The following is a 25,105-nucleotide window of genomic DNA, read 5'->3' on the forward strand; positions in this document are numbered from 1 at the left end:
GGGCGATCTCGGGTCGCCCCGCCGTGGGCCGTCAGTGGCGGGCGCGTTCGCTGGGATAACCTAGAGCAGTGACTTACGAGATCGAGATCGGCCGTGGCAAGCGTGGGCGTCGTGCCTACTCCCTGGATGACATTGCGATCGTCCCTAACCGTCGTACCCGCGATCCCAAGGACGTGTCTGTCTCATGGCAGATCGACGCCTACAAGTTCGATATGCCGGTGATTGCGGCCCCCATGGACTCGGCAATGTCACCGCAGACAGCCATTGCGCTGGGCCGCCTGGGCGGACTCGGCGTGCTGGACCTTGAGGGTCTCTGGACCCGCTACGAGGACCCGCAGCCCATCCTGGATGAGATCAGTGCCCTTGAGGACAAGACCAACAGTCCCGCGGTAACCGGACGCATGCAGGAGCTGTACCGCGCCCCCATCCAGCCTGAGCTGATCACGTCGCGCCTCGCCGAGATGAGGGCTGCAGGAGTGACAGTGGCCGGCTCCCTGACCCCGCAGCGCACCCAGGAGCACTACAAAACGGTGGTGGCTGCCGGCGTCGACATTTTTGTGATCCGCGGAACCACGGTGTCCGCCGAGCACGTCTCGAAGGACCACGAGCCGCTGAACCTCAAGCAGTTCATTTACGAGCTGGACGTCCCCGTCATCGTCGGCGGCGCGGCGGGCTACACCCCGGCCCTGCACCTCATGCGGACCGGGGCTGCCGGAGTCCTCGTGGGCTTTGGGGGAGGAGCCACCAGCACCACCCGGCGCGCCCTGGGCATCCATTCGCCCATGGCCTCCGCCATCTCCGATGTCGCCGCCGCTCGCCGGGACTACCTGGATGAGTCCGGCGGACGCTACGTCCATGTGATTGCCGACGGCGGGATGGGCAGCTCGGGCGCAATCGTCAAGGCAATCGCCATGGGCGCCGACGCCGTGATGCTGGGCACGGCACTGGCCCGGGCAGAGGAAGCCCCGGGCAAGGGCTGGCACTGGGGCCAGGAAGCCCACCACACGGAGCTTCCGCGCGGCGACCGGGCCAACGTAGGCACCGTCGGGCCGTTGGAGGAAGTCCTCTTCGGGCCTGGCCACCACACCAACGGAACGTCCAACCTGATCGGCGCCCTGCGCCGTTCGATGGCCACCACCGGGTATTCGGACCTCAAGGAATTCCAGCGCGTCGACGTCGTGGTCTCGCCCTACGCCGGCAACTGAGGCTCCACAGACGCTGCTGCAGCGCCGCCGGGTTGAACCCGGACTGAACCGGCCTGGCCCCGGCCTGCGCAACCGTGCACGGAGGAAGTAGGGTGGTTTACTACGGCCACAAGCTGCAACGGAGGCGTTCGATGAAGAGTGTTCCAGACACCAGTGGGGCCCTGGGCCCCGGAGCAAGGGAAGCGTCGATTGTTCAGCTGAGGGCCACCACAGAGCCCGGCGGGGAACTCGACATCCTCATTGTGGGCGGCGGCATAGTGGGCGCCGGAGCGGCCTTGGACGCCGTGACCCGTGGCCTCACCGTGGGGATTGTTGAGGCCAACGACTGGGCAGCGGGAACATCATCCCGGTCATCGAAGCTGATCCACGGCGGCCTGCGCTACCTTGAGATGCTGGACTTCGGCCTGGTCAAGGAAGCGCTGCAAGAGCGCGGCCTGCTGCTCTCCGAAATCGCGCCGCACCTGGCCCGGCCCGTCCCGTTCCTGTACCCGCTGACCAGGCCTTTCCTGGAGCGGCCCTACGTGGGTGCCGGCATCGCCCTGTATGACCTCATGTCCGTCTCCAACGGGCACCGCCGCGGAGTCCCGTTCCACAAGCACCTCACCCGTCGGGGCACGCTCAGGGCGGCCCCCAGCCTGAAGGATGATGCCTTTGTGGGCTCCATCCGCTACTACGACGGCCAGGTGGATGACGCCAAATACGTGGCCAATCTGGTCCGGACGGCCGCCCATTACGGTGCCCATGCCGTGAACCAGATGTCGGTGGTGGACTTCCTGCGTGAAGGCGAACGCGTGGTTGGCGCCAAGGTGGTCAACCATGAGGACGGTTCGCAGTTCAAGATCCGGGCCAAGCAGGTCATCAATGCCACCGGCGTATGGACGGACGAGACCCAGGCCATGGTTACCGACCGCGGCCAGCTCAAGGTCCGCGCGTCCAAGGGCATCCACCTGGTGGTGCCCCGCGACCGGTTCCAGTCCACGGTGGGGCTGATCCTGCGCACCGAAAAGTCAGTGCTGTTTGTCATCCCGTGGGGGCGGCATTGGATCATCGGCACCACGGATACGGACTGGAACCTGGATAAAGCCCATCCGGCGGCGTCCAGCAAGGACATCGACTACATCCTGGAGCACGTCAACAAGGTACTGAAGCGGCCCCTCACCCGGGAGGACGTGGAAGGGGTCTACGCGGGGCTGCGTCCCCTGCTGGCCGGCGAAAACGATTCCACTGCGAAACTGTCTCGGGAACACGTCGTGGCCCATCCCGTCCCAGGGCTCGTGGTGGTGGCTGGAGGTAAATGGACCACGTACCGGGTCATGGCCAAGGACGCCGTTGACGAGGCCACGCGCACAATGGACGAGCGCGTCCCGCCGAGCTGCACCGAAACCATCCCGCTGCTTGGGGCCAGCGGCTTCAAGGCTGCATGGAACCGCCGAAACCGGACCGCGGAGGAGTCGGGCGTGCATGTGGCACGGGTGGAGCACCTGCTCAACCGATACGGATCCATGACATCCGAGGTGCTGGACATCATCGGAGAGAATCCTGCCCTGGCGGAGCCGCTGCCCGGTGCCGACGACTACCTGCAGGCCGAGGCTGTCTATGCGGCCACGCATGAGGGCGCCAGGCACGTCCATGACGTCCTGACGCGCAGGACCAGGATTTCCATCGAGTCCTGGGACCGCGGTGTCTCGGCGGTGCCGGTAGTCGCTAAACTTATGGGTGAAGTCCTTGGCTGGAGCGATGTGCAGCGCGAAAGCGAAATCAAGCACTACATTGCACGCGTTGAAGCCGAGCGGCTGAGCCAGCAGCAGCCGGACGATATATCCGCCGACGCCGCCCGTCTGGGCGTGGAAGACATCGTTCCGTTGCGCTGAGGGGCTCGGCGCCAGCACTTCTCGCCTCACTGAAGGGACACGCCTTGGCGGAACCACTTGACCGGTACGATGCCGAACTCACCACACCTGAAATGGTGATCCTCGAGCTGGAGGCATCGGACAAGGCGGACGCAGCATCACAGCTCGCCCAACGCCTGTTCGCAGCCGGACGGGTCACGGACCTGCCAGGATTCCTCGAGCACGTCACCGCCCGCGAGCACCAGCTCGCCACGGGCCTCCCCGGGGGCGTCGGGCTCCCGCACGCCCGCAGCGAATTTGTCTCAAGGACGTCCATCGCAGTCGGCATCACCAAATACGGCCATGCTCTGGATTTTGGCGCAACCGACGGCCCCGCCACTGTGATACTCCTGATCGCCACCCCGGCCAGCTCATTTTCCGACCACCTGGAAGTCCTGGCCACGCTGGCGCGCTCCCTCTCCAAGGAGTCCTTCCGGGAGTCACTGCGTCGGGCCTATGATGCCGAAGTGATCGCCGAACTCATCAACTCCAGCCTGGTGTTCTTCGACCACTGAGGCGGGGCGTGCCGTAACTTTGGTCCGCCAGGGCCAACCGCCCGTTTAGTTGTTCTACAGAGGAACGAAGTACGGTTAAGACGTGTGGAAAACAGCCCTTAAACCCCGATGGATCGCAGGCCTGGTCTTCGCGATCGCCGTGTCCGGGGTGTTTGTCCTGCTGAGCCAGTGGCAGTTCGGGCGGTCCACACAACCCGAAATCCCCGTCAACCCGGCCACGGAGGATGCAAGGGCGCTCACCGACACCCTGCAGCCCGGAGATTTCTTCCACGGCTCGGTTGCGGACCAGATGGTCACCGCAGAAGGCTCCTACGATCCGGCAAAACAGGTTCTGGTCCCCGGCCGGCTGTACAACGGCGAGTCCGGTTACTGGGTGGTCTCGGCCTTCGCCGTCACCGGCGCGCCGGCACTCAGCGGAGTTGCCGCTTCCCCGCAGACTTGGATCCCGGTGGCACGCGGCTGGGTGGCCGATCCGGCAGACGCGGCCGCGCCGCCGTCGGGCACCCTGGAACTCACTGGGCGGCTGCTGCCGTCGGAATCCCCGGTGCCGGAGACCGCCCCGGAACAGGGACGGGCAACAGCGGTTTCCGTGGCTGAACTCATCAACTACTGGGGCGTCAGCAGCTACCCCGGTTTCATCGCTGCCACAGCCGAAATCTCCAATGGCTCAGACGTCAGCCCGGCGGCCGTACCCGGGGAGCTCAAGCCCCTCCGTATCGGGCCGCAGCCGCCGGCCCAGCAGGTCAATTGGCTCAATCTCTTCTACTCACTGGAGTGGGTTGTCTTTGCCGGCTTCGCCATCTTCATCTGGTGGCGCCTGGTGAAGGACGACTACCTCCGCGATCTTGAAGACCGCCTGGAGGACGGGTCAGCCCACCAGCCTGACGCCGGTCCTGCGGAGAGTCACCCGAAAGCCCAAACTTCTTCTTCTGAACCCACCGAACAAAAGGTACAGCCATGATTGAACCGAAACCGGCAATGCAGGCACAGCCGTCCGACGGAAACGCCCAGGGCGCGGGCCCGAAGGGCGCTGTCCCGGGGAAAACAGGCAGGAAACGTCGCTTCGGCGGCACTGAGGCGCAAATCCGCGCCGCGTTGAAGTTCTACAAGGTGCTGGCGTACCTCACCGGTACCATGCTGCTGCTGCTCTGCGCCGAACTCATCGCGCGGTACGCGTTCGGCCAGTACCTCTTTGCCGGCGGCAGCAACGCCATCACGGGCCAGGCCTTCGGACTGGGGTTCGCCGACGCCGAGCCGCAGGGTGTGGTGGGCGGAGTGAATGTATCCGTTGCCGTGCTCATAGTCCACGGCTGGATGTATGTGGTTTATCTGATGTCCAACTTCCGCCTGTGGTCCCTGATGCGTTGGCCGTTTGCCAAGCTCATCCTGCTCGCGCTGGGCGGCGTCATTCCGTTCCTGTCCTTCATTGTGGAGAAGAAGTTCCATGCCGAGGTGGAGGCGGAACTGGCGGCAAACCCGCAGGCGCCCCAGCGGTACTAGGGCGACGGCGGTCCGGGAGCGGCCGACCCGCCGTCGGACGTTCACTCCGTCACACCGGCGGCCCTGAATGTGCGGCGGGGCAACCGCGCAAAGTAGGGTAGTACGGTGACTACTCCCACTGCATCCCAGACTTCCCAGAAGCCGGTGCTGGTTGTTGACTACGGTGCCCAGTACGCGCAGCTGATTGCACGCCGCGTCCGGGAAGCGAATGTGTATTCGGAAGTGGTTCCGCATACCTTCACCACCGAGCAACTCCTGGCCAAGAACCCGGCCGCCATCATCCTCTCAGGCGGCCCGTCCAGCGTCTACGCCGACGGTGCACCGTCCGTCGGGGCCGACCTCTTTGAAGCCGGGATCCCGGTCTTCGGCATCTGCTACGGCTTCCAGGCCATGGCAAATGCCCTGGGCGGCAAAGTCGACAAGACCGGCCTGCGTGAGTACGGCTCCACCCAGACCACCATCCTCGGCGAGGGTCGTTCGGTGCTGGAAGGGATGCCGCAGCACCAGAACACCTGGATGAGCCATGGGGACTCCGTGCACGAGGCGCCGGAAGGCTTTGAAGTGCTGGCCACCACCGCCGGCGCTGAAGTGGCAGCGTTCGCCAACGAGGAGAAGTGCCTGTACGGAGTGCAGTGGCACCCGGAGGTCAAGCACTCCGCCTACGGCCAGCAGGTGCTGGAAAACTTCCTCTTCAAGGGAGCCAAGCTGGAACCCAACTGGACCACGGGGAACATCCTCGAGGAACAGGTGGAGCGCATCCGCAAGCAGATCGGCGATGCGAAGGTCATTTGTGGACTCTCGGGCGGCGTTGACTCCGCCGTTGCTGCGGCCCTGGTCCAGCGGGCTGTGGGCGACCAGCTGACGTGTGTGTTCGTGGACCACGGCTTGCTGCGCGAAGGCGAAGCCGAACAGGTGGAGCGTGACTTCGTTGCCGCCACCGGCGTCAAGCTGTACGTCGCCAACGAGCAGGAGCGGTTCCAGTCTGCGCTGGCTGGAGTGAGCGATCCAGAAACGAAACGCAAGATCATCGGCCGGGAATTCATCCGGGCCTTCGAAGAAGCCGAACTTGCCATCATCGACGATGCGGCCGCGCACGGTGAGAAGATCAAGTTCCTGGTACAGGGCACGCTGTACCCGGACGTCGTCGAATCCGGCGGCGGCGAGGGTGCGGCAAACATCAAGAGCCACCACAATGTGGGCGGCCTCCCGGAGGACCTGCAGTTCGAGCTCGTCGAACCGCTGCGTGCACTGTTCAAGGACGAAGTCCGCGCGGTCGGCGCCCAGCTGGGCTTGCCGCAGGAGATCGTCGGCCGCCAGCCCTTCCCCGGGCCTGGCCTGGGAATCCGCATCGTGGGCGAGGTCACCAAGGAGCGCCTTGACCTGCTGCGCAAGGCCGACGCCATTGCCCGCGCCGAGCTGACCGCCTCTGGGCTGGACAACGATGTATGGCAGATGCCGGTTGTCCTGCTGGCCGACGTCCGCAGCGTTGGCGTTATGGGCGACGGACGCACGTATGGGCACCCGATCGTACTCCGTCCTGTCTCCTCCGAAGACGCCATGACCGCGGACTGGTCGCGGCTTCCGTACGATCTCCTGGCCCGGATTTCCAACCGGATCACCAACGAGGTGGACGGTGTCAACCGCGTAGTACTGGACGTCACCAGCAAGCCGCCCGGAACCATCGAGTGGGAATAGCGTCATGAGTGGCCGGTCTCCGGAATGGAGACCGGCCACTACTCTCTTATCCGGTGAATCCTCCGCAATTTAGCGTGATCCAGTGTTGCGGTCTCTCACTATGGCTTCTTTCCGGCTACGCTCGAAAGTATGCCGGTATGGTCCAGGGCGTCACGTGAAAACGCAGAAAAGAAGGCAGTAGTGTCAGTTGGTCAAGGCCACCCGGAGGGTTCGGAGGAGCTCAGGAAATGGCTGTCCGGGCTCAAATCTGTTACCGGGGCAGACACCATGCTGCGTTTCACCAAGACCCCCGAAGGCTCCATCGACCTGACCCATGCACACCCATCCGGCCTGGCGCAGCTGATGGCAGGCCGCCGGACGCGGCTCTCTACCTTGATCCGGGACAACCAGCAGTACGTCGTTGCGGCCCGGGCATCAAGGAACATCCGTTCCAAAATCTTCGAGCTCGGAAATGACCGTGGCATCGACGCCGGGTACCTGTCGGCAGGAACGGTGGTGTGGACATCCGCCGTCGGAGGCAAACCCCAGCGGATTTCAGCCCCGGTAATGCTCACCGCAATTTCGCTGACAGTCCGTCCCGGCGAGGATGACTACGAATTGCAGCTCACCGAACAGGCGCACATCAACCCGGCGCTGGTTCGCCACCTGAAGAACATCCACGGCATCGTCTTTGACGTCAACGCCATCACCCGCATGGCCTACAGCACCGCCAGGTTCGACCCCCAGCCTGTCCTGGACCGGCTGGGCACCCTGATCAGGCCCATTCACGGCGCAGAGGCGCAGCACAACCTGCTGGTGTCCACCTTTGCGGATCTTTCCGGCAACCTGGATGACCCTTGGATCAACGCAGGCAACCCTCTGGTGACATCCTTGGCCAAGGCCGCCCACGGCGAAGTGGTCGACATCGAGGAGCCCGACGCCTCCCGCTTTCCCAGCGTGGACAAGCGCCACCCCGACGATGAGCTGCTCCTGCTCGATGCGGACCTGGACCAGCAGTATGTGATTGATGCCGCGCGCACCGGTGAGTCCCTGGTGGTCAGCAGCCCGCCAGGGACGGGTCAGACGCAAACAGCCATTAACACCATCGGTGCGTTGGTGGACGAGGGCAAAACGGTCCTGGTCGTCGGCGACCGCCGGGCCAGCCTCAACGAAATATCAGGCCAGCTTGAAACCTTGGGCCTTGAATCCATTCTGTTCCAGCTGTCCGGCACGGCCACCCCGCAGCAACTGAAATCGCAGCTGGTCCGGGCCATTGTCCGGAACGAAAAATCACTCGAACCGCAGCTGGGCAACCTCCACAAGACCCTCACGGAACATCGCCACGCGCTGATGGACCATGTTGCCTCATTGCACAACGTGCGCAAGCGCTGGGGGTGCTCGCCCTATCAGGCCATGCAGTCGCTGGCCGAGCTGACGTCCATCCAGCCTGCACCTGCCACCACTGTCAGGCTTAAACGGAGCGTGCTGGACAGCATCCGGGACCGGGACGAGCTTGCCGGCAGGCTCCGCCGCGCCGCGGAGCTTGGCAGCTTCAGCCGGGCGTCCACCACCAGTCCCTGGCACGGCGCCAGGCTGCTGACGCGCAAGGAGACGGAAGAGGCACAGGAGCTGGCGCGCTCCGTAGGAAAGAACCTGCCGGTACTGCGGAACCGGATGAATGCTGTTGCCGAGCACGCCGAAATCCGCCTTGGCTCATCCTTCGCCGAGTGGGGTGCCCAGCTGGAGCTGCTGATGGCGGTCCGGGAAAGCCTGGACAAGTTCACCCCGGACATCTTCGACCGTCCCGTGCATGATCTCATCTCCGCCACTGCTTCCTCTGCTTGGCGCCGGGAGCGGAACATCGACATGGCCTCCATGCAGCGGTCCCGCCTCCGCCGTGTGGCCAAGGAATACGTGCGTCCCGGAGTCCATATAACGGATCTCCACAGTTCGCTGGTGCTCGTGCAGGAGCAACGCGCGCAGTGGGCCGGCTACGCAACGTCGCAGCGCCATCCCGCGGTCCCCTCCGGCCTCGCTGAGATGAACGTTATGTACCGCTCGCTGGACCGCGAGCTCGCGCAGTTGGGGGACGCCCTGCAGCACACCGAAGCGGGCGGCTCGCTGAGCACCACTCCCTACGGCGAACTGATGGAACGGCTCGAGCGGCTGGTCGCGGACACCCACGCCCTTAAAACGCTGCCGGAGCGGACGCTGCTCGTGGAAAACATGCGCGAACACGGGCTCGGAGAACTCCTTACCGATCTTGCAGAGCGGGAGGTGCCGGTTGAGTCGGTGGCCGCCGAGCTTGAACTCGCGTGGTGGCAGTCTGCCCTTGAAGCCATGATCAGCGGTGACGATTATCTCGCCATGTCCGACGGCGACGCCCTTCGGCAGCTGGAGGCTGAATACCGGCTGGCCGACAACGCCCACATCGCCAGCGGAGCCGCGCGCCTGCGGTGGGACCTTGCCGAGAGATGGCGCGCAGCCATCGGCCAGCACCCGCGCCAGGCCGCCCTCCTCCGCAGCCTGCTGAAGGACGGCAGGGTTACCCTTGCCGCGCTGACCGCCCAGGCCCCCGAACTGGTCCCCATGCTCGTGCCGGTGTGGTCTGTGAGCCCCTACCTCATGACCGGACTCATTCCGGCTGAACGAAGCTTTGATGCAGTAGTCATCCTGGATGCCGAAGCGACGTCGCTCCAGGCGGTCCTGCCATCCATTGCCCGGGCGAAACAGGTCATAGCCTTTGGCGATTCCAGGATCGCCAGCCCCCGGACGTTCACCGTGGGTGTCGAGCGGCTTGCGGCCGGTGAACCGCCACACCAGCGCGTAGAGAGCGCCTTTTCCGCGCTGTCTGCCGTCCTGCCCGTCTGGCGGCTGAACTTCGTGTACCGGGCCGTGGACGAGGACCTGGTCCTGCAGCTCAGTAAGAACTTTTACGACGGCGGCCTCCGCCGCCTGCCTGAGGGCCAGTCGGCCACGGGGCTGGACCGGGCCTTGCTGGTCGAGTACCTGCCGGACGGCACGGGGCTGCCCAGCGCGGATCATGAAGGCGTCGAATCCGTGGTGGCAGAGGTCAACCGGGTGGTGCAACTGGTCTTTGAGCATGCGCGCCTTCGCCCCCGTACATCGCTGGCCGTGGTGACCGCCAGCCTGCGACATGCGGCCCGGATCGGCGAATCCATCCGGCTGCAGCTGCCCAACCATCCCGGCCTGGCCGGATTCTTCGGTGCGGGGCCTGAGTCGTTTCGCGTTGTGGACCTTGAGCGGGCCCAGGGCCTGGTCCGGGACCATGTGATTTTTTCGCCTGGCTTCGGCCGCACCCCCCATGGGCGCGCCCTGCACAACTTCGGCCCGCTCTCCGCAGAAGGCGGAAGGGAGAAGTTCGCCCTGGCGATGACGCGCGCCCGGCGGTCATTGCACGTCCTGACCTGCTTCCGGCCGGAAGACCTGGACCACACCCGGCTGGCACACGGCGCCATTGATTTCTATCAGCTGCTGGACCGGGAAATTTCCGGAAACACTGACCTCGGCACTCCGGCGTCCCGGGCCGCGGCCAGCGAACAGGCACTCGGAGCGGACCCGCTGGTGGCCGATCTTGGCGACCGTCTGCGGGCCCGCGGCGCCCGCGTCTGGCACCAGTACGACGGCGTCATCGACGTTGTGGCCGCGGCTGATCCCCTGAGTACCATGGGCAACGATGACGCGGAGGTCCCGTGGCCGGTGGCCATCGAATCGGACGGCACAGAGCAGTACCGCACCATGAGTGTCCGTGAGCGGAGCCGTCTCCGGCCGCAGCTCCTGGAACGACTGGGCTGGCGTTACATGCCGTTGTGGACCATTGAGGTCTTTACCGATCCGTCGGCCTGCGCGGACCGGATTGCCGGCTACCTTGGCCTTGAAAGGGTGGTGCTGCCCGGACGTGCCACGGCCTCGGCGGGCTTCTTTGACGATGATGTGGACCCACTGACGCTGGCAAACCTCGAGGACGAGGACCAGGGGCCGGAATCCGGCTATGCCGCGATGCAGGGTCCGGCAGAGGATAATAACAACGAGGACCAGGCCGGAAGCCTGGACAGCGAGGAGACGGTTGCCGTGATTCCAGGTAACTCGAACAATGGCCCGGTAAGCGGCGCAGAGCCGGCGGCAGGACCGGATGCTGCGCAAACCGGGACGTCAGGCGATCTTCCCAACAAGGCATCTGAAGATGACCCGCGACGCTGGGGCGATGTGCCGGACGCTGACCATGACGCGTGGCTGAAGGAACAGAAGCCACCGCACTGGGACTGAAGGGCTTCGGCCAAATCCACCGCTGCCTTAGCCAACTGCCTTAGCCAACTGCCTTAGCCAACTGCCTGGCCGGACTGCGGGCCCACCAGGACAAAGAACAGCTTCCCCTGGGTAGAAGCGCCTGCCAGGCGCGCTGCCTGCTCCGGATCCGCTGCCACCACGATCAGTCCGTCGGTCTCGCCCGTACCGAGCCATTGGCCTGTCTTGCCGCCCTGTCCTGAGGTCCACAGCACCGGGACGGCCGAGGCCAGCACCTCGGAGGGGGCTTGCTGGTCGTAGCCATTCGCCCTGGTCAAGACCACGTTGACAAGCTGCCCGGGCGATACCAGCTGGATCGACGACGGATCCGCCATTCTGAGGGGCACGGCCGCTGATCCAGGGGGAGTGCCGGCCAGAAGTCCTGGCCCCAGCAGCTGGGCGTCAGTCACCAGCTGGCCTTTCCGTAGCGGCGCTGCCAACTGCTTGCCTGTAACGTCGCTGCTTTTCTGCAAGGACCCGGACGTCATCATGCCGGGAGGGATCTGGACTTCCTCCAGATCCGACACCACCATGGCCGCGCCTGCCGGAAGATCCCGCGCTGCAGCCAACGCGGTGACTGTATCGGCAGGCGGCGGCGTGAGCTGATGGACCGTGATGCTGGCAGCGATACAGAGCAGGAGCGCCACCGACAGACGACGGTTCCGGCTAAGCCACAGCGTCATCCGATGGCCTGGCCGGCGCTTCATGGCGGGCGCGGCGAGGGTGCGCCGGGGTGCGCGCCGCGGCGGGGCTTTTCTCCGGCTGGGGCGAAAGAGTGTGGCGGGCATGGGCCCACGCTACGTTTGGCAGACTGAGGGACAACAGTGGCAGTGGCGCCTATGTGGACAACCTGGCCGCCGGCGTCGAACTGTTTTAGGGCTTGACGCGTCAGCGTGGGCGGAAGCGCGCGGCGTCAGCTCGCTGCGGCCGCCGGAGCCGGTGCCGGGGCTGGCGCGGCGGGCGCGGCGGGTGCAGGGGAGACGGCGCTTCCCTTGGCATCGCGGGAGTCGGTCCGGTAGAAACCTGAGCCCTTGAAGACCACGCCCACGCTGTTGAACTTCTTGCGCAAGGTTCCCTGGCACTCGGGGCAGGACGTCAGAGTACTGTCCGTAAACGACTGGACGATGTCGAAGGCATGGCTGCAATCCTTGCAGGCGTACGCATACGTTGGCACTGGTGCTCCTCCTCTTGGGCAAACGAGAGGTCCCGTGCTGCGATGGTCGGAACCAACCGTCCATTAGCAGTCGCAGGGCCTGAGTGCCAATTCTATCATCCCGTCCTGTGGGGCTTGCTCTCCTCAGGCGTCTCCCAGGCTGACGAATCCTGCCGGCATCAGCGCCGCCGGTACTTTCCGGTCAAAGACCTCGGCGGGAAGGCTGCCGGCAGGAAGCAGTTCCTGGTCGTAGACGACGGCTGCCAGCGGTACGTCCGGCACGCTGTCGGCGAGGGAGCCCAGCAAGACGTCGTAATATCCACCGCCCTGACCGATCCGGTTTCCGCTCCTGTCCACGGCCGTGGCTGGAATGAAGAGGGCCGCCACCCCGGCCATGATTTCCAAGCCGTGACGGGTGCCGGCCGGCTCCAGGATGGGGGCGTACCGGCTCCGCACGAATTCCGCATCTGGAGTCCAATAGACCCAGCTTAGGCGGCGCTCCGGTTCGCAGACGGGGAGCAGGACTTCATGGCCCCGGCGGTGCAGGGCTCTGATCAGGGGCTCGGTTGGCGGCTCGAAGCCAACGCCCAGGTAAGCACAAAACCTCGACGGCGTCCCGCCCGCTATCTTTTCGGCCCACGCCAGGCCATGGACGGCAAGGGAGGTTCCAGCCGCTTCCCGCTGGCCGCCATCCATCGTGGCGCGGCGTTCACGGTGCAGCGCACGGATCCGGTCCTTGCCTGCTTTGTTGCTGTCCCCGGACATTCCCACTCCTCTCTCCGCCCCAGACCATATGTTCTGCTAAGTACCGTTCCGGCATACGTGCTGAACTTGGGCCGCCGCTTCAATAATTACTGAATGATTGGTCCCCTCCGTTAGATTAGTCCAGTGACTACCACTGACCAGACAGTACGTAAGGCCGTTATTCCTGCTGCGGGACTCGGCACCAGGTTCCTGCCTGCCACGAAGGCCATGCCCAAGGAGATGCTTCCGGTGGTGGACAAGCCCGCCATCCAGTATGTGGTTGAAGAAGCCGTCAACGTGGGCCTCAACGATGTGCTGATGATTACCGGCCGCAACAAGCGGGCGCTGGAAGACCACTTTGACCGGGTCCCGGCCCTGGAAGCAACGCTGGAGGCCAAGGGAGACACAGCGAAACTCGCGTCCATCCAGGCAGCCAGCAACCTGGGAGACATCCATTACGTCCGGCAGGGCGACCCCAGAGGCCTCGGCCATGCCGTACTCCGGGCAAAGCAGCACGTGGGCTTCGAACCGTTTGCCGTCCTCCTCGGTGATGACCTGATTGACGCCCGGGACGAGCTGCTCAGCACCATGATCGAAGTCCAGGCGAAGACCGGAGGGTCTGTTGTGGCCCTCATCGAAGTGGAGCCGTCCCAGATCAGCGCCTACGGCTGTGCCGACGTCCAGGGCATCGATGGCGAGGGCTTCGTCAGGATCAACAAGCTTGTGGAAAAGCCGGACGTGGACGAGGCACCGTCCAATCTCGCCGTCATCGGACGTTACGTACTGCACCCGACGGTCTTTGAGGTCCTGGAGCGGACCGGTCCGGGCCGCGGTGGCGAGATCCAGCTGACCGACGCGCTTCAGGAACTGGCAGCCGGAGACGGCGAAGGCTACGGAGTCTACGGCGTTGTCTTCCGGGGACGGCGTTATGACACTGGTGACAAGCTCAGCTACCTCAAGGCGTGCGTCCAGCTGGCCATCGACAGCGACGACCTGGGCCCCGGTCTGCGGGAGTGGCTGCCAGGCTTCACCGCAGGTCTTTCCAAGTAAAGCCCGTGCGCGCTGGTCCAATTTGGCCCGTAACGCTGGAGTGCGGCGACTTGGTCCTGCGACCCATCCGCTACCGGGACAAAAAGGAGTGGACCCAGGTCCGTGCGCGCAACAGCCAATGGCTGGCTCCCTGGGAAGCCTCCAACCCTGCACCCGGCGGAGGCCTGCCGGATTACCGGCACATGGTGCGGTCCCTGAACATCCAGGCTGCCCAGGCCACCGCCCTGCCATTCCTCATCACCGAACACACCCCCGGCTTCCGTTCACCGGTCATTGTGGGACAGCTGACGGTTTCCTCGATTGTGTGGGGCTCGGCGCTGACGGCAACGCTGGGCTACTGGGTGGACCAGGCAAGGGCCGGTCACGGCATCGCACCTACTGCCGTTGCCATGGCCACGGACCACTGCTTCCGGACCCTGGGCCTGCACCGGATGGAGATCAACATCCGTCCCGAGAACAGCCCCAGCCTGCGTGTTGTTGAAAAGCTGGGCTTCCGCGACGAGGGATACCGGCCACGCTTCCTCCACATCAACGGGGAGTGGGCAGACCACCGTACGTTTGCCCTGACCTCGGAGGAGGTTCCGGAAGGACTGCTTCCGCGCTGGCTGGCGTCCCGGCCATCATGATCCTGTTGATAGTCCCCGCGACGTCGCAAATCCATTGATTTGCCACCTAGCCGGCGACACACCGGAGGTAATGCGGCGGCCGCTGACGTAATGCTCTTACGGTTTTGATTGTGGACTTCCCCCTTAGCAGCTCAGTCATCCTGGTGGTTGCTGTTGTGCTCTGGCTAGTGTGGGTCGCCCCGTACGTCCTACGGAACCGCACGCACCAGTTCCAGGCCGCAGCCGAGTTTTCGGCTGATGCACCAGCCGCTGAATCATCGAACCCGAGGGCCGGGACGGTAATGAATATCACCGCCCAGCAGGAGAAAGCCATGGACATCAGGAAGAGCCCCGCATCCGCAACGGACGCTGCCGGCGCCGCGACGTCGGGCAACGCCCGCATGGCGACGTCGGGCACTTTCCGTATCCGATATGGCAGGACGGGCATCGCACTGGCAGGTCTGGCGGCATTGCTGACCGCTTTCGTTTCCGGGGTGCTGCTGCCGTTCGGGCTGGGCTCAGCCGTGCTTCCGGTAGGTTCCTTCGTAGTTGCCCTGTCCTCCTTCGTGCTGCTCCGACGGTTGGCTGTCCGGGACCGCGGGGCCAAGGTCGAGGCGGCCTTCGCCGCCGCTATGAGCGCGCCGTCCCGGCGCCAGGACGGTTCCGCCGCTGCCCGGGCTACAACCGCCACGCCAAAGTCCACGCTGGCCCAGCCAGAGAGCCCGCTGTTCGATGCTGAGGCCCACCGGCCCAAGGCCAAGCCCCTGACTGCCATGGAACTCCGGGAAGCGGCGCTTGCGGTGGCTTTGGAGGCCGGAGACACCAGCGTCAGGGTGGCTGCAGCTGCCTCACCGGTTGGCGGAACCTGGGAGCCCGTGGATGTACCCAAGCCCGTCTACGTTGAGGCCGCCAAGGCTGAACGGCCCGCGCCGGAACCCCTCGATCTGCCCGAAGCCCCGAAAGCCGTGGGCAAACCGTCACTCAAGCAGGGTGTTCCCGCCGCGCCGGCAGCCACGCCTTCCGCCAAGCCGCTCACCAAGGCCCAGAGCGCCCTCAGCAACCTGGACGATGTCCTGCAGCGGCGCCGAGCCTGACCCTTCCGGCCGGCGAACCATCCGGAAGGCGGGACCTGAGACAGGGACCGGCTGGGCGCCAGTTGGTAATGCGTCCGGAAAATTTGTAGCCTAGGGTCACCGGCGCCGCCGTTCCCCAGGGTTCGCGGGCTGTTCCGGGGCTATAGCTCAGTTGGTAGAGCGCTTCGTTCGCATCGAAGAGGTCAGGGGTTCGAATCCCCTTAGCTCCACAAATGTGGTGAGTCGAGACATCCTTCACGGATGAGTCGAGTCCTCGGTTACACCCCGGCCTTCGGACCGGGGTGTTTTTGCGTAAGGCGGCCATCCACCTGGAACAGATGAATGGCCGCCTCCCGTTAGCGGGCGTGCTACTTACCGGGTGATGCTCGCGGCCCGGAAGTCATCCAGCGTGCTGCCGGTTGCCAGCGTTGAGGAGATACCGGTCTTGCCGGTCTTACCGGCAAAGTACTGCATGTCTGCTGCGCGCAGCGGGACAACAGCCACGACGTCGGCATTGCGGTAGACGGTAACGGTGCCATCCACATAACTCGCGGTCATGACGTCCCCGGCATTGAATGAAGCAGCGACACCGCCGTAGGAGTACCAGGCGTTATTGTCGACACCCAGGGTGGTCACCCGAACCGACTTCGTGGGCGTGTCATAGACCACCGAGACCGCCCCCGAGAGGAACGGCTTTCCGGACTGCGCCTTCAGGAGCACGCCCTGGACCGATTTCGGCGCGATGGCCTTCAAGGTCAAGGAAGCCGTCTGGTCGGACCCGAACGTGCTGGAGTAGAGCAGCGAGCCGCCAAGGAGCGGACTGAGGGTCTTGTCCTTGATGACGTAGGACTGGGGTCCGGTCTCGCCGCTCCACGAACTGCCAACACGACCGTTGGCGCGGTCAAAGGTGTCCAGTAAGGGCGCCTTGACCTGGAATGAACGGACGACGTCGGGCGCCGCCAGGAACCGCTGGTTGCCTTCCTGTTGGGCTGTGACAGTGCACGTCCCGGCCCCGGTGAGGTGAACGGAGGAGCCAAGCAGGGCGCACGAGCCGGCGGCTTTGAAACTTACAGGAAGGCCCGACGTTGATGATGCGCTGACGGTGAAGTCAGAGTCGCCGAGCGTTTTGGGGGTGATGTCGTCGAACGAGATCGACTGGCTGGCCGGTGCCGGGACGTCCACCGCTCCCTGGGTGGAATTGCCGGCTTTGTCGACGGCCCTGAACTCCACCGTTGCTGCCGTGCGGCCCCCGGGAATGGGCGCTGAGTACGGCGCCCATTCAGCCGTGCCACTACGGTACTCAAGGGAAGCGAGCCCTGAATATGGATCAACAGCGGTGAGGGTAAGCGTCCGGTCCTCGTCGAGGGTGGCAGCTGTTTGGGGCGCGGTCCGATCGATCTTCACCGCGATTGAGGCTTCCGCGGAGGTGTTCCCGGCCGCATCGGTCGCCCTTGCCCTGACGGTGTGGGGGCCGTCGGACGCGACTTCGAAGGAGGCGGAATACGGAACCCAGGAGCCGCCGTCGACCGCTACCTCCACCGTGGGAGCCGCGCCGGAGTTATCGCTGGCTTCAACGCTGACTGTGACAGGGTCCAGGTACCAGTCGCCGGCACCGTCAGGCGCTGCAGGCGCGGTGGCGATCATCACCGTCGGTGCGGAGGTATCGGCGAACTGTGGGCCGACACTTTCAAGGGTGGGGACTACCGGATTGATGGATCCATCCTCGGCGTAGGTGAGGCGGTCGATGGTGGTTTCCCGGTGCATCCCGTCTCCGCCCGGAATGGCAAAGCGGTGGTAAACGATGTACCAGTCGTCCGTACCCGGAACCTGCAGGACAGAATTGTGGCCGGTTCCAAGGATGCCCAGTTCGGGTTTCTTCTGGAGAATAACTCCCTTGTACGTCCACGGTCCGGCGATGCTGCTGGCCGTGGCGTAGCCGACGCGATAGTTCTCGCTCCTGGTGTCGTCGATCGAATAGGTCATGTAGTAGGTGCTGTTGCGCTTGTGGACAAAAGGGCCTTCCCTGAACTGGGTAAGGCCCCCTATCGTTTTCACGTTCGCAGCGCTGTAGGAGACCATGTCCGCGTTCAGTGGCACATAACGCGCCGTACCGTTGCCCCAGAACAGATAGGAGACGCCGTCGTCATCAGTAAAGACGGCCGGATCAATCTGTTGCGCGCCGCCGTAGGCAGCCTTGTCCACCAGTGGAGCGCCGGAGTCCACAAACGGCCCCGTGGGTGAGTCAGCGACAGCGACGCCGATGCTTTGACCCGCGGTGAAGTAAAGGTAGTACTTGCCGTCTTTCGATGTTGCTGTAGGCGCCCACGCATTGGAATGTGTCCAGCTGACGTTCGCGAGGTCCAGCACGACGCCTTCATCCGTCCAGTCCACAAGGTTCTTTGAGGAGTAGGCGGAGAATTTCGTGCTGCCCCACGAGGCAATTCCGTCGGTCGTGGGGTAGATGTAATAGGTGTCTCCGTATACGACAATGTTGGGATCAGCGGTGTAGCCGGGCAGTACCGGGCTCTTCATCTCGAGCGCCGAAAAGGTCCATTCCGCCGTTGCACCATCCGGCGCGGTAACGGTGTACGTGACCGGCTTGGTTAGGTCCACGTTCGTACCGGAAGCCGGGCTCGAGACAGCACCGGGGAAGAGGCTGAACGTGGGAGCGAGCTTGCTCAAATCTGTCCCCGGTTTGACGGCAAAAGTGATCTTCTTGCTTGCGGTGTCCATGATGGGTGCCACTTTCAGCTCGCTGGCCTCGGTAAGGGAAACATCCGCGATTCCCGTTTTGTCGGCCGAAATGTTCCGGACTTCCTCGGCTGACAAGGCCCGGTTGTAGATCGCGAATTCGCGGATGGAGCCGTTCAGGGTCTTGTCCGCGCTGTAGACGGACTTGCCGAGGTAGTTGGCCGTGGTGCTGCCCAGGCCGATGTCCGCCGGGTTGAGCGTGGTGTTCAGGTTCTCGCCGACCTTGATGCCGTCCAGGTACACGGTGGCTACCGTGCCTTTCAGCGTATACACCAGGTGCTTCCACGAATCACGGGGAAGGGCCGACGTGCTGTTGGCAAGTTGCTCTGTTGACCAGTTGCCGGACGCAATGCCGGTCTTGTAGACCGAGTTGCCCGTGGCGAACAGGTAGCCGTTGCCGACACCGCCGGCGTCGGTGTTGCCGAATCCATAGATGAAGTAGGCCCCGCTTTGGGAGGCGCTGACCTTGACATCCGCTTCCACCGTCACGTCCTGGACCCCGGAGAGGATGTTATCCGGGACGTCCACGTAACCGCCGGCTCCGTCGAGCTTGAGGGCGCCATCCGGCTGCCAGCTGCTGCCGCCGACAATTTTGCCGCTGAGGCCGTTGCCGGAAGAATCGGCCACTTCCGTTCCCGACGTCTGATCGAAGGTGTAGCGGAGGATCTCACCCTTTTCGTTGGCCGGAACGGGTTTCGGCGTCTGGCGCAGCCCCTCCAGTTCGGCTTGCGTCACCGGGAGGACGGTGCCATGGCGGGGGCTGGCCGGCAGCTTGTAGTTAGTGGACAGCTTCCAGTTCGGAGTTTCCAGGCTGGTGCTCTCAAGCGGGATATAGCCGCGTCCTCCAAACTCATCAACGAAGAGGTAGAACTTTTCCTCCGTGTTGGATTTGAAGACGGTAGGGCCCTCAACAGCAGCGGTTCCCGCCTTCTTGCCAATGCAGGAGCTGAGGAGGGACCAGTTGCGGGGGCTTGTGGACGGAAGGTCGACGGCCAGCAGGTTCTTGGATTTTTCCTCCATGATGTCAATACAGCCCGAAACACCGCCTTCGTCCTTGGTGAAGCGGTAATACGTGTCTTTGTCCTTGATGACGGTGGAATCGATCACCGAAGTGCCGGGGTCGTTCCAGACCTTGGCTTCGGAGAACGTCCGGAAGTCCCTGGTGGTTGAGTACATCATTTTGTTTACAACCCCGGCGGTGTGGCCGGGATCCGATTCGGCGTAGATTTTCGACGCCCAGAAAACAACGTACGCGCCGATGCTCTCGTCGTAGTAGGCCTCGGGGGCCCAGGTGTTGCCTGCCGTGCTCGGGGATACCTTCACGTGGCGCTGCTCTGACCACGTCTTGAGGTCGTAGGATTCCCACACTTCCAGGTATTGGCTGCCCTGCCGCTGGGAGGAGTCCCAGGAGGTTCCGCTGCCGATGGAAAGGTCGGTGGCGATCATGTAGAACTTGTCGCCTTCGGGAGAGCGGATGACAAACGGATCCCGCAGGCCCTTGGTACCCATGGACGACGTCAGGATCGGCTTGCCGCCGTTGGTCTCGTCCCAGTGGAGGGCATCGTTTCCGCGGCTGGCAGCCATGAAGATGTTCTCCCCTGCCACGCTGTTACCCGTGAAGTAGGCGAAGGCGTAACCAGCAAAGGGAGCAACCGCCGGCTTGGCTTTCACCTGCGCCGTAAACTGCTTCGTTCCGCTGGCGGCCCCCACTTTCAAGGTAGCTGTCAGGACGACGTCGGTGTCCGCCGTCGGGCGGTTAACAATGCCTGAGGTGTCGATGATGGGGCTTGAAGACTGCCACGTCACCGCTGCCTGCCCGCTGGTGGGCGGCAGGGTGATGTTTCCACGGACGTCGTCGACGGCGGGGAGCGTCAGGGCGGCCGTGGCGGCAGCAAGCTTCTCCTCGTCGGATTCGGCGGGGAGCACGGTTGCGGTGAACGTCTTGGTACCGGACGCTTCACCGCGCGTGAGGGTTGCGGTCAGGGTGACAGTTGCCGGGCCCTTCGTTGCGTTGGGGCGTGTCACTACTCCGGTGGGTGAAATGACGGCTGGGTCGCTTGATGCCCAGGTAAGAGTGGAACCGTTGACGCCCGTGGCTGGAAGCGACAGGCTGCCTGTCACCGCTGAAAGGTCGCCCAGATTGAGGACAGCAGCATCCCGGTCAGCCCGGAGCTGGTCGCTCGGTACGATGGACGCTGCAACCTCGCCGGGGGTCAGGGCCGTGTTGTAGATCCGGAAGTCGCGAACGGAACCGGAAAGGTACTTGTCTCCCGTGTAGACCGAGCGGCCGATGTAGTTCGCCGTGGTCAGCCCGTTGCCGATGCTGCCTGGCGTAATGGTGACACCGGTTTTCTGTCCGACCTGTACGCCGTCGAGGAACAGCGTGGCGGTGCCGTTGGCGAGCGTGTAGGTGATGGTCTTCCAGACGCCGCGCGCCAGCGGCTGGTTTTGGGAGATGGTCTGTTCCGTCGACCAGTTGCCTGAGGCGATGGACGTGCGGTAACTGTCACCTGTGGTGAAAAGATACCCGTTGCCTGCGTTGGATGTTGTGTTGCCGAGTCCGTAGATGAAGTACGGCGTGGCTTGCGTCGGGGCCATGAGAACGTCTGTGCTGATGGTGATGGCGGACAGGCCCTGCATGATGTTGTCCGGAAGGCGGACGTGGTCGTTGACACCGTCCAGCTTCAGGCCCTCGTTTCCTGCCCAGGTGCCGCCATTGACTACCGCGCCGTCGCGTCCGTTTCCGGAAGAGTCCACGGCGACCGTGCCGCCGGTCTGGTCAAGGGCATAGCGGAGGACAAGCCTTGGGTCCGGGGCGGTCTCGGCAAGCGCCGGGACCAGCGGGGTCAGGGCCAGCGCGGAGGCTACGGCCCCGGCGGCTGCCGCCCTGGTAAGCAAACGTAAGGATCGCATCGTTGCGCCTTCTTTCTGTGCCCTGGATGATCGGGCAATCCTTTTGAGCGGCATCCATGATGGTGCCGATGCTTGGCGCGGCATTGCTGCGGCGTGGTCGATTCCGTGCGGTGGCAGTGTCAGGCACTGGCACTGCCACCGCACGGGCGGTCAGGTGAGTGTTGGCTCAGTACTGACGGGTGGGCAGGGCTTTGGTGGCCTGTTCCTGGGTGAAGGTTGTTTCTTCGGTGACGACGCGTTCGGGCACTGTTTCGCCGGCGAGGACTTTCTTGGCCAGGTCCATGAGCTGGGTGCCCAGCAGCGGGCTGCACTCGACGATGTAGTTGATCTTGCCTGCGCTCAGGGCGGTCATGCCGTCCTTGACGGCGTCGATGGTGATGATCTTGATGTCCTTGCCCGGTACCTTGCCGGCGGCTTCGATGGCTTCGATGGCGCCGAGGCCTTCATCATCGTTGTGGGCGAAGACGACGTCGATGTCGGCGTTGTTCTTCAGGAAGGCTTCCATGACCTGCTTGCCGCCGCTGCGGGTGAAGTCGCCGCTCTGGGAGGCGATGATCTTCAGCTTCGGATCGGCCTTGATGGCCTCTTCGAAGCCCTGCTTGCGGTCGTTGGCCGGGGCGGAGCCGGTGGTGCCCTGGATTTCGACGATGTTCACGGTGTCGGTGGCTGACTTGGACTCGGCCACGAGCCATTCGCCTGCCTTCTTGCCTTCGAGGACGAAGTCGGAGCCGAGGAAGGTCTTGTAGAGGGACTTGTCGGCCGAGTCCACGGCGCGGTCGGTCAGGATGACGGGGATCTTGGCGTCCTTGGCTTCCTTCAGGACCGTGTCCCAGCCGGATTCAACGACCGGGGAGAAGGCGATGACGTCCACCTTCTGCTGGATGTAGGACCGGATCGCCTTGATCTGGTTTTCCTGCTTCTGCTGGGCGTCGGAGAACTTCAGGTCGATCCCGGCTTCCTTGGCGGATTCCTGGACGGACTTGGTGTTGGCGGTCCGCCAGCCGCTTTCGGCGCCGACCTGGGCAAAGCCCATCACGATTTTCTTGTCTGCGCCGCCGCTGGGGGCGGCCTGGGTACCGCCGCCGCAGGCGGTCAGGGCGAGAGCTGATGCGGCCATGACCGCAATGAGAGATTTCTTGAACACAACGGTCCTCCCGGAAGCGTGAATTGCAGACAGGAGACCCCACAAATCACCGTTGCTGCATAGAGAGCGATTGCTCCCAGCGATAAGTGTGAACGCTAACAAACCGTTGGGTCAAGGAAATCAGGTCACGTTTTAGTGTCAGCGGCGAGGGGCGACGGACGATGCGGGAAAGGGTTGGAACTCGATTCGGGACAGAACGCAGAAGCGTGCGACCGGCAGCGCCCAGGGTCCGCCAATGACTACGGGCCGCCGCCCACCACTGATCAGTCGAGGTATTCAGGATGCCGAATCGCAGGTGCAAACGAGCGGCATGTCAACACTTACTGGTGCTCCCGATCGTGGCCGAATCCCTGGAATCTGAGGGAATCTGCAACATATGACAACGGACGGAAACCATGGTTCCATGAGACGAGGTCAGGGGTTCGAATCCCCTTAGCTCCACAAAAATGGCTGTCTGATGCGGGCGGTATTTTCCGGCCTCAACCATCCCTGGATTGGACAGAATCAATGAGCTTGATCCGGCTGAACGACGTCAGCGTCGGCTTCGATAAAACGCAGGTGCTGCGTGAAGCCTTCTTCCGGCTCGAAGCGGGCGACCGGGTGGGACTCATCGGCAAGAACGGTTCCGGGAAGTCGACCATCCTGAAGCTGATTCTGGGCCAGGTGGCGCCTGACACCGGGACCATCGCCCAGGACCTGGGCATCAGAACCGCATATTTCTCCCAGTTCTCGGAGCTGAACGGCGAATCGAGCATTGCCGAGGTCCTGGACGAGCTGTTCGTGCACATCAAGGACATTGAGATTGAACTGGCGTCAATCGATGCCGCCATAGCCGCGGACTCCATGGATGGTGGGCAGCTGGACCGGCTGATCCACCGGCAGTCCGAGTTGTTTGAGGACATGGACCGGCTGGACGGCTGGGACTACAAGCGCAATATCGACAAAGTGCTCACCACGCTTGGCTTCAGCGAAACCCACCGCGTCTGCTCCATCGACGAATTGTCCGGCGGCTGGCGAAACCGTGCGGCCTTGGCCAAAATCCTGCTCGAAGCCCCCGACGTCCTGCTGCTCGACGAACCCACGAACTACCTGGACGTGGCTGGCGTCGAATGGCTCGAAGGCTGGTTCCGGACGTTCAAAGGCGCCGCCATCATCGTCTCGCACGACCGGAAGTTTTTGGACGCAGTGGTAAACCGGATCATCGAAGTGGAAAACTTCCACCTCCATGAATATCCGGGCAACTTTGCCGAGTACGTCGTGGCAAAGCAGTTCAGGCTCAAGAGCCTGGAGAGCCAGTTCGTGCATGAGTCCGAGCTCCTCGCGTTTGAATCCGAGGGAATCTCCGACCGCCGCGAGGCCGCCAAAGCAGCCAGCAAGGGCCTGGCGAACCAGTTGGCGAAGATCAAGAAGTCCCGCGCGCCCCGGCCGGTGGACAAGATCATCACCGAAATCTACAGCGGCCTTTACGTCAAGGATGTGCTGTGCCGGGTTGAGTCGCTCAGCAAGGCTTACGGCGGGAGGACGCTGTTCAGCGGCCTGGCCTTCGAAATCGGCCGTGGCAACCGGATTGCGGTGATCGGATCCAACGGCAGTGGAAAGACGACGCTGCTCCGGGTGCTCACCGGTGAGGAGCCTGCCGATTCCGGCTCGGTGACCTGGTCCAAGGGCGCGGGAATGGTCTCCTACAACCAGGTCCTCGAGGAACTTAACGACGACGACACCGTCACCCACGCTGTCAATGCGATGCCCGACAGCCTGGCGCTGACTGCAACCAGGAAATCCGTGAACAGGTTCCTGGCGATGTTCCAGTTCTCCGAGGCGGACCTCAAACAGAGGATCGGCAGCCTGTCAGGCGGCCAGCGTGCCCGGGTGGCCATGGCGCAGTGCCTGCTGTCGGGCGCCTCGGTTTTGCTGCTGGATGAACCCACCAACCACCTGGACCTGTCCAGCACCCAGGTCATGGAGCGCGCCCTGCTGCATTTTCCGGGGGCAGTGGTGGTGGTCAGCCACGACCGCTTCTTCACGGACAAGATAGCCAACCGGCGGCTGGTTTTCAGCGGCGAAGCCTCCGGGCCTGCCGGCAGCGTACGGGTTGCCTAGCTCCCGGAAATTCCTTCAACCGGGGCTTCCTCGGTGGACTCCACCCGTGTCAGCAGGGACAGACGGCTGGCTACGCGCGGCAAGTCCGCCGGCAATCCGGCCGCGATCAGGAACAGCGTGACGTCCCGCTCGTAGAGAACGTCTACCAAGGTTCCAAACCGGTGCCAGGCCGGGGACTTCTGCTCTGATCCCACCGTCTCAGGGGCGGGAACACCGTCTATGACCCACGTACTGTGTTGGCCTGCCAGGGCCTCGTAGTCGGCCTTTGACGCCTGGCCGGCGCATAGTTCGGTGAAACTGATCCACAGCAGTTCCGGTTCCGCGTTCTTGGCGGAGAACCGCTGCGTGCCGGGCTTGAGCGTGCACTGCTGGGCGAACGACGGCGGGAACAGGCCGTAGGTGCCCAGTTGGTGCTCCGTGCCGGGGATGATGATCCGGCCCCGGGCAAAGGCAGGTTTCGCCTCGCCATCTCCGCTGGCCACGT

17 protein-coding genes and 1 tRNA gene are annotated in these 25,105 nt (G+C 63.9%); 12 read left to right on the plus strand and 6 right to left on the minus strand.

Features of this window, described 5'->3' with window-relative positions; all coding sequences use genetic code 11:
- Window positions 1-68 precede the first annotated feature (68 nt).
- From QFZ30_RS04860 to QFZ30_RS04890, 7 genes are all read left to right on the plus strand, one after another.
- Window positions 69-1,205, plus strand: coding sequence for a GuaB3 family IMP dehydrogenase-related protein (locus QFZ30_RS04860; protein WP_307073993.1), 1,137 nt, complete (start codon window positions 69-71; stop codon window positions 1,203-1,205).
- 131 nt (window positions 1,206-1,336) lie between these two features.
- The gene (locus tag QFZ30_RS04865) at window positions 1,337-3,076 is read left to right on the plus strand and encodes a glycerol-3-phosphate dehydrogenase/oxidase (RefSeq protein WP_307073995.1); all 1,740 of its coding nucleotides are present in this window, start codon (window positions 1,337-1,339) and stop codon (window positions 3,074-3,076) included.
- A 44-nt stretch (window positions 3,077-3,120) separates the two neighbouring features.
- Window positions 3,121-3,609 carry a PTS sugar transporter subunit IIA gene (locus QFZ30_RS04870; RefSeq protein WP_307073997.1) on the plus strand — a complete coding sequence of 163 codons (489 nt, stop codon included), beginning with the start codon at window positions 3,121-3,123 and terminating at the stop codon, window positions 3,607-3,609.
- An 82-nt stretch (window positions 3,610-3,691) separates the two neighbouring features.
- Window positions 3,692-4,570 (plus strand): SURF1 family protein, encoded by an 879-nt coding sequence (locus QFZ30_RS04875; RefSeq protein WP_307073999.1) that lies wholly within the window; start codon window positions 3,692-3,694, stop codon window positions 4,568-4,570.
- Window positions 4,567-5,109, plus strand: coding sequence for a DUF3817 domain-containing protein (locus QFZ30_RS04880; RefSeq protein WP_307074001.1), 543 nt, complete (start codon window positions 4,567-4,569; stop codon window positions 5,107-5,109). Before QFZ30_RS04875 ends, QFZ30_RS04880 begins: the two co-directional genes overlap by 4 nt.
- 105 nt (window positions 5,110-5,214) lie before the next feature.
- Complete coding sequence (gene guaA, locus QFZ30_RS04885; RefSeq protein WP_307074002.1) at window positions 5,215-6,804, plus strand: glutamine-hydrolyzing GMP synthase; 1,590 nt, start codon at window positions 5,215-5,217, stop codon at window positions 6,802-6,804.
- A gap of 129 nt (window positions 6,805-6,933) precedes the next feature.
- The gene (locus tag QFZ30_RS04890; RefSeq protein WP_307074005.1) at window positions 6,934-11,070 is read left to right on the plus strand and encodes an AAA family ATPase; all 4,137 of its coding nucleotides are present in this window, start codon (window positions 6,934-6,936) and stop codon (window positions 11,068-11,070) included.
- A gap of 53 nt (window positions 11,071-11,123) precedes the next feature.
- Here the strand turns inward: QFZ30_RS04890 and cpaB are convergent, their stop codons facing one another.
- The 3 genes from cpaB to QFZ30_RS04905 all read right to left on the minus strand — a co-directional run bounded on the left by cpaB (window position 11,124) and on the right by QFZ30_RS04905 (window position 13,006).
- A complete protein-coding gene (gene cpaB / locus QFZ30_RS04895) occupies window positions 11,124-11,876 on the minus strand; it encodes a Flp pilus assembly protein CpaB (protein ID WP_373462811.1) in 753 nt (250 codons plus the stop codon).
- 125 nt (window positions 11,877-12,001) lie between these two features.
- On the minus strand, window positions 12,002-12,262 hold the full coding sequence (locus QFZ30_RS04900; RefSeq protein WP_307074006.1) for an FmdB family zinc ribbon protein: 261 nt from the start codon (window positions 12,260-12,262) through the stop codon (window positions 12,002-12,004).
- A gap of 123 nt (window positions 12,263-12,385) precedes the next feature.
- Entirely contained in the window at window positions 12,386-13,006 is a 621-nt protein-coding gene (locus QFZ30_RS04905) for a 5-formyltetrahydrofolate cyclo-ligase (RefSeq protein WP_307074008.1), read from the minus strand.
- 123 nt (window positions 13,007-13,129) lie between these two features.
- Between QFZ30_RS04905 and galU the strand changes: the two genes are divergently transcribed.
- The 4 genes from galU (at window position 13,130) to QFZ30_RS04925 (ending at window position 15,943) form a co-directional block, all read left to right on the plus strand.
- On the plus strand, window positions 13,130-14,035 hold the full coding sequence (gene galU, locus QFZ30_RS04910; RefSeq protein ID WP_307074010.1) for a UTP--glucose-1-phosphate uridylyltransferase GalU: 906 nt from the start codon (window positions 13,130-13,132) through the stop codon (window positions 14,033-14,035).
- A 5-nt stretch (window positions 14,036-14,040) separates the two neighbouring features.
- A complete protein-coding gene (locus tag QFZ30_RS04915) occupies window positions 14,041-14,661 on the plus strand; it encodes a GNAT family N-acetyltransferase (protein WP_307074012.1) in 621 nt (206 codons plus the stop codon).
- A gap of 110 nt (window positions 14,662-14,771) precedes the next feature.
- Window positions 14,772-15,734, plus strand: a complete 963-nt coding sequence (locus tag QFZ30_RS04920) for a hypothetical protein (RefSeq protein WP_307074014.1) — start codon at window positions 14,772-14,774, stop codon at window positions 15,732-15,734.
- A gap of 136 nt (window positions 15,735-15,870) precedes the next feature.
- Window positions 15,871-15,943 (plus strand) — tRNA-Ala (locus QFZ30_RS04925).
- Between the two features lie 142 nt (window positions 15,944-16,085).
- Here QFZ30_RS04925 and QFZ30_RS04930 read toward each other — a convergent pair.
- Complete coding sequence (locus tag QFZ30_RS04930) at window positions 16,086-21,377, minus strand: family 43 glycosylhydrolase (protein ID WP_307074016.1); 5,292 nt, start codon at window positions 21,375-21,377, stop codon at window positions 16,086-16,088.
- A 166-nt stretch (window positions 21,378-21,543) separates the two neighbouring features.
- Complete coding sequence (locus QFZ30_RS04935; protein ID WP_307074018.1) at window positions 21,544-22,521, minus strand: ABC transporter substrate-binding protein; 978 nt, start codon at window positions 22,519-22,521, stop codon at window positions 21,544-21,546.
- Between the two features lie 507 nt (window positions 22,522-23,028).
- Between QFZ30_RS04935 and QFZ30_RS04940 the strand changes: the two genes are divergently transcribed.
- Window positions 23,029-24,621 carry an ABC-F family ATP-binding cassette domain-containing protein gene (locus tag QFZ30_RS04940; protein ID WP_307074020.1) on the plus strand — a complete coding sequence of 531 codons (1,593 nt, stop codon included), beginning with the start codon at window positions 23,029-23,031 and terminating at the stop codon, window positions 24,619-24,621.
- On the opposite strand, the gene zapE is transcribed toward QFZ30_RS04940, so the two are convergent.
- Window positions 24,618-25,103 (minus strand): AFG1/ZapE family ATPase, encoded by a 486-nt coding sequence (zapE, locus tag QFZ30_RS04945; RefSeq protein ID WP_307074021.1) that lies wholly within the window; start codon window positions 25,101-25,103, stop codon window positions 24,618-24,620. The genes QFZ30_RS04940 and zapE overlap by 4 nt on opposite strands.
- Between the last annotated feature and the right edge of the window lie 2 nt (window positions 25,104-25,105).

This window comes from Arthrobacter pascens (assembly GCF_030815585.1).
In the GTDB taxonomy this organism is placed as follows: domain Bacteria; phylum Actinomycetota; class Actinomycetes; order Actinomycetales; family Micrococcaceae; genus Arthrobacter; species Arthrobacter pascens_A.

Excerpts from the sequence above, each read along its gene's own strand:
- QFZ30_RS04865 (WP_307073995.1), top strand. The coding sequence starts at position 1,337 with ATGAAGAGTGTTCCAGACACCAGTGGGGCCCTGGGCCCCGGAGCAAGG.
- QFZ30_RS04880 (WP_307074001.1), top strand. The coding sequence starts at position 4,567 with ATGATTGAACCGAAACCGGCAATGCAGGCACAGCCGTCCGACGGAAAC.
- QFZ30_RS04890 (WP_307074005.1), top strand. The coding sequence starts at position 6,934 with ATGCCGGTATGGTCCAGGGCGTCACGTGAAAACGCAGAAAAGAAGGCA.
- cpaB (WP_373462811.1), bottom strand. The coding sequence starts at position 11,876 with ATGCCCGCCACACTCTTTCGCCCCAGCCGGAGAAAAGCCCCGCCGCGG.
- QFZ30_RS04905 (WP_307074008.1), bottom strand. The coding sequence starts at position 13,006 with ATGTCCGGGGACAGCAACAAAGCAGGCAAGGACCGGATCCGTGCGCTG.
- QFZ30_RS04930 (WP_307074016.1), bottom strand. The coding sequence starts at position 21,377 with ATGCGATCCTTACGTTTGCTTACCAGGGCGGCAGCCGCCGGGGCCGTA.
- QFZ30_RS04940 (WP_307074020.1), top strand. The coding sequence starts at position 23,029 with ATGAGCTTGATCCGGCTGAACGACGTCAGCGTCGGCTTCGATAAAACG.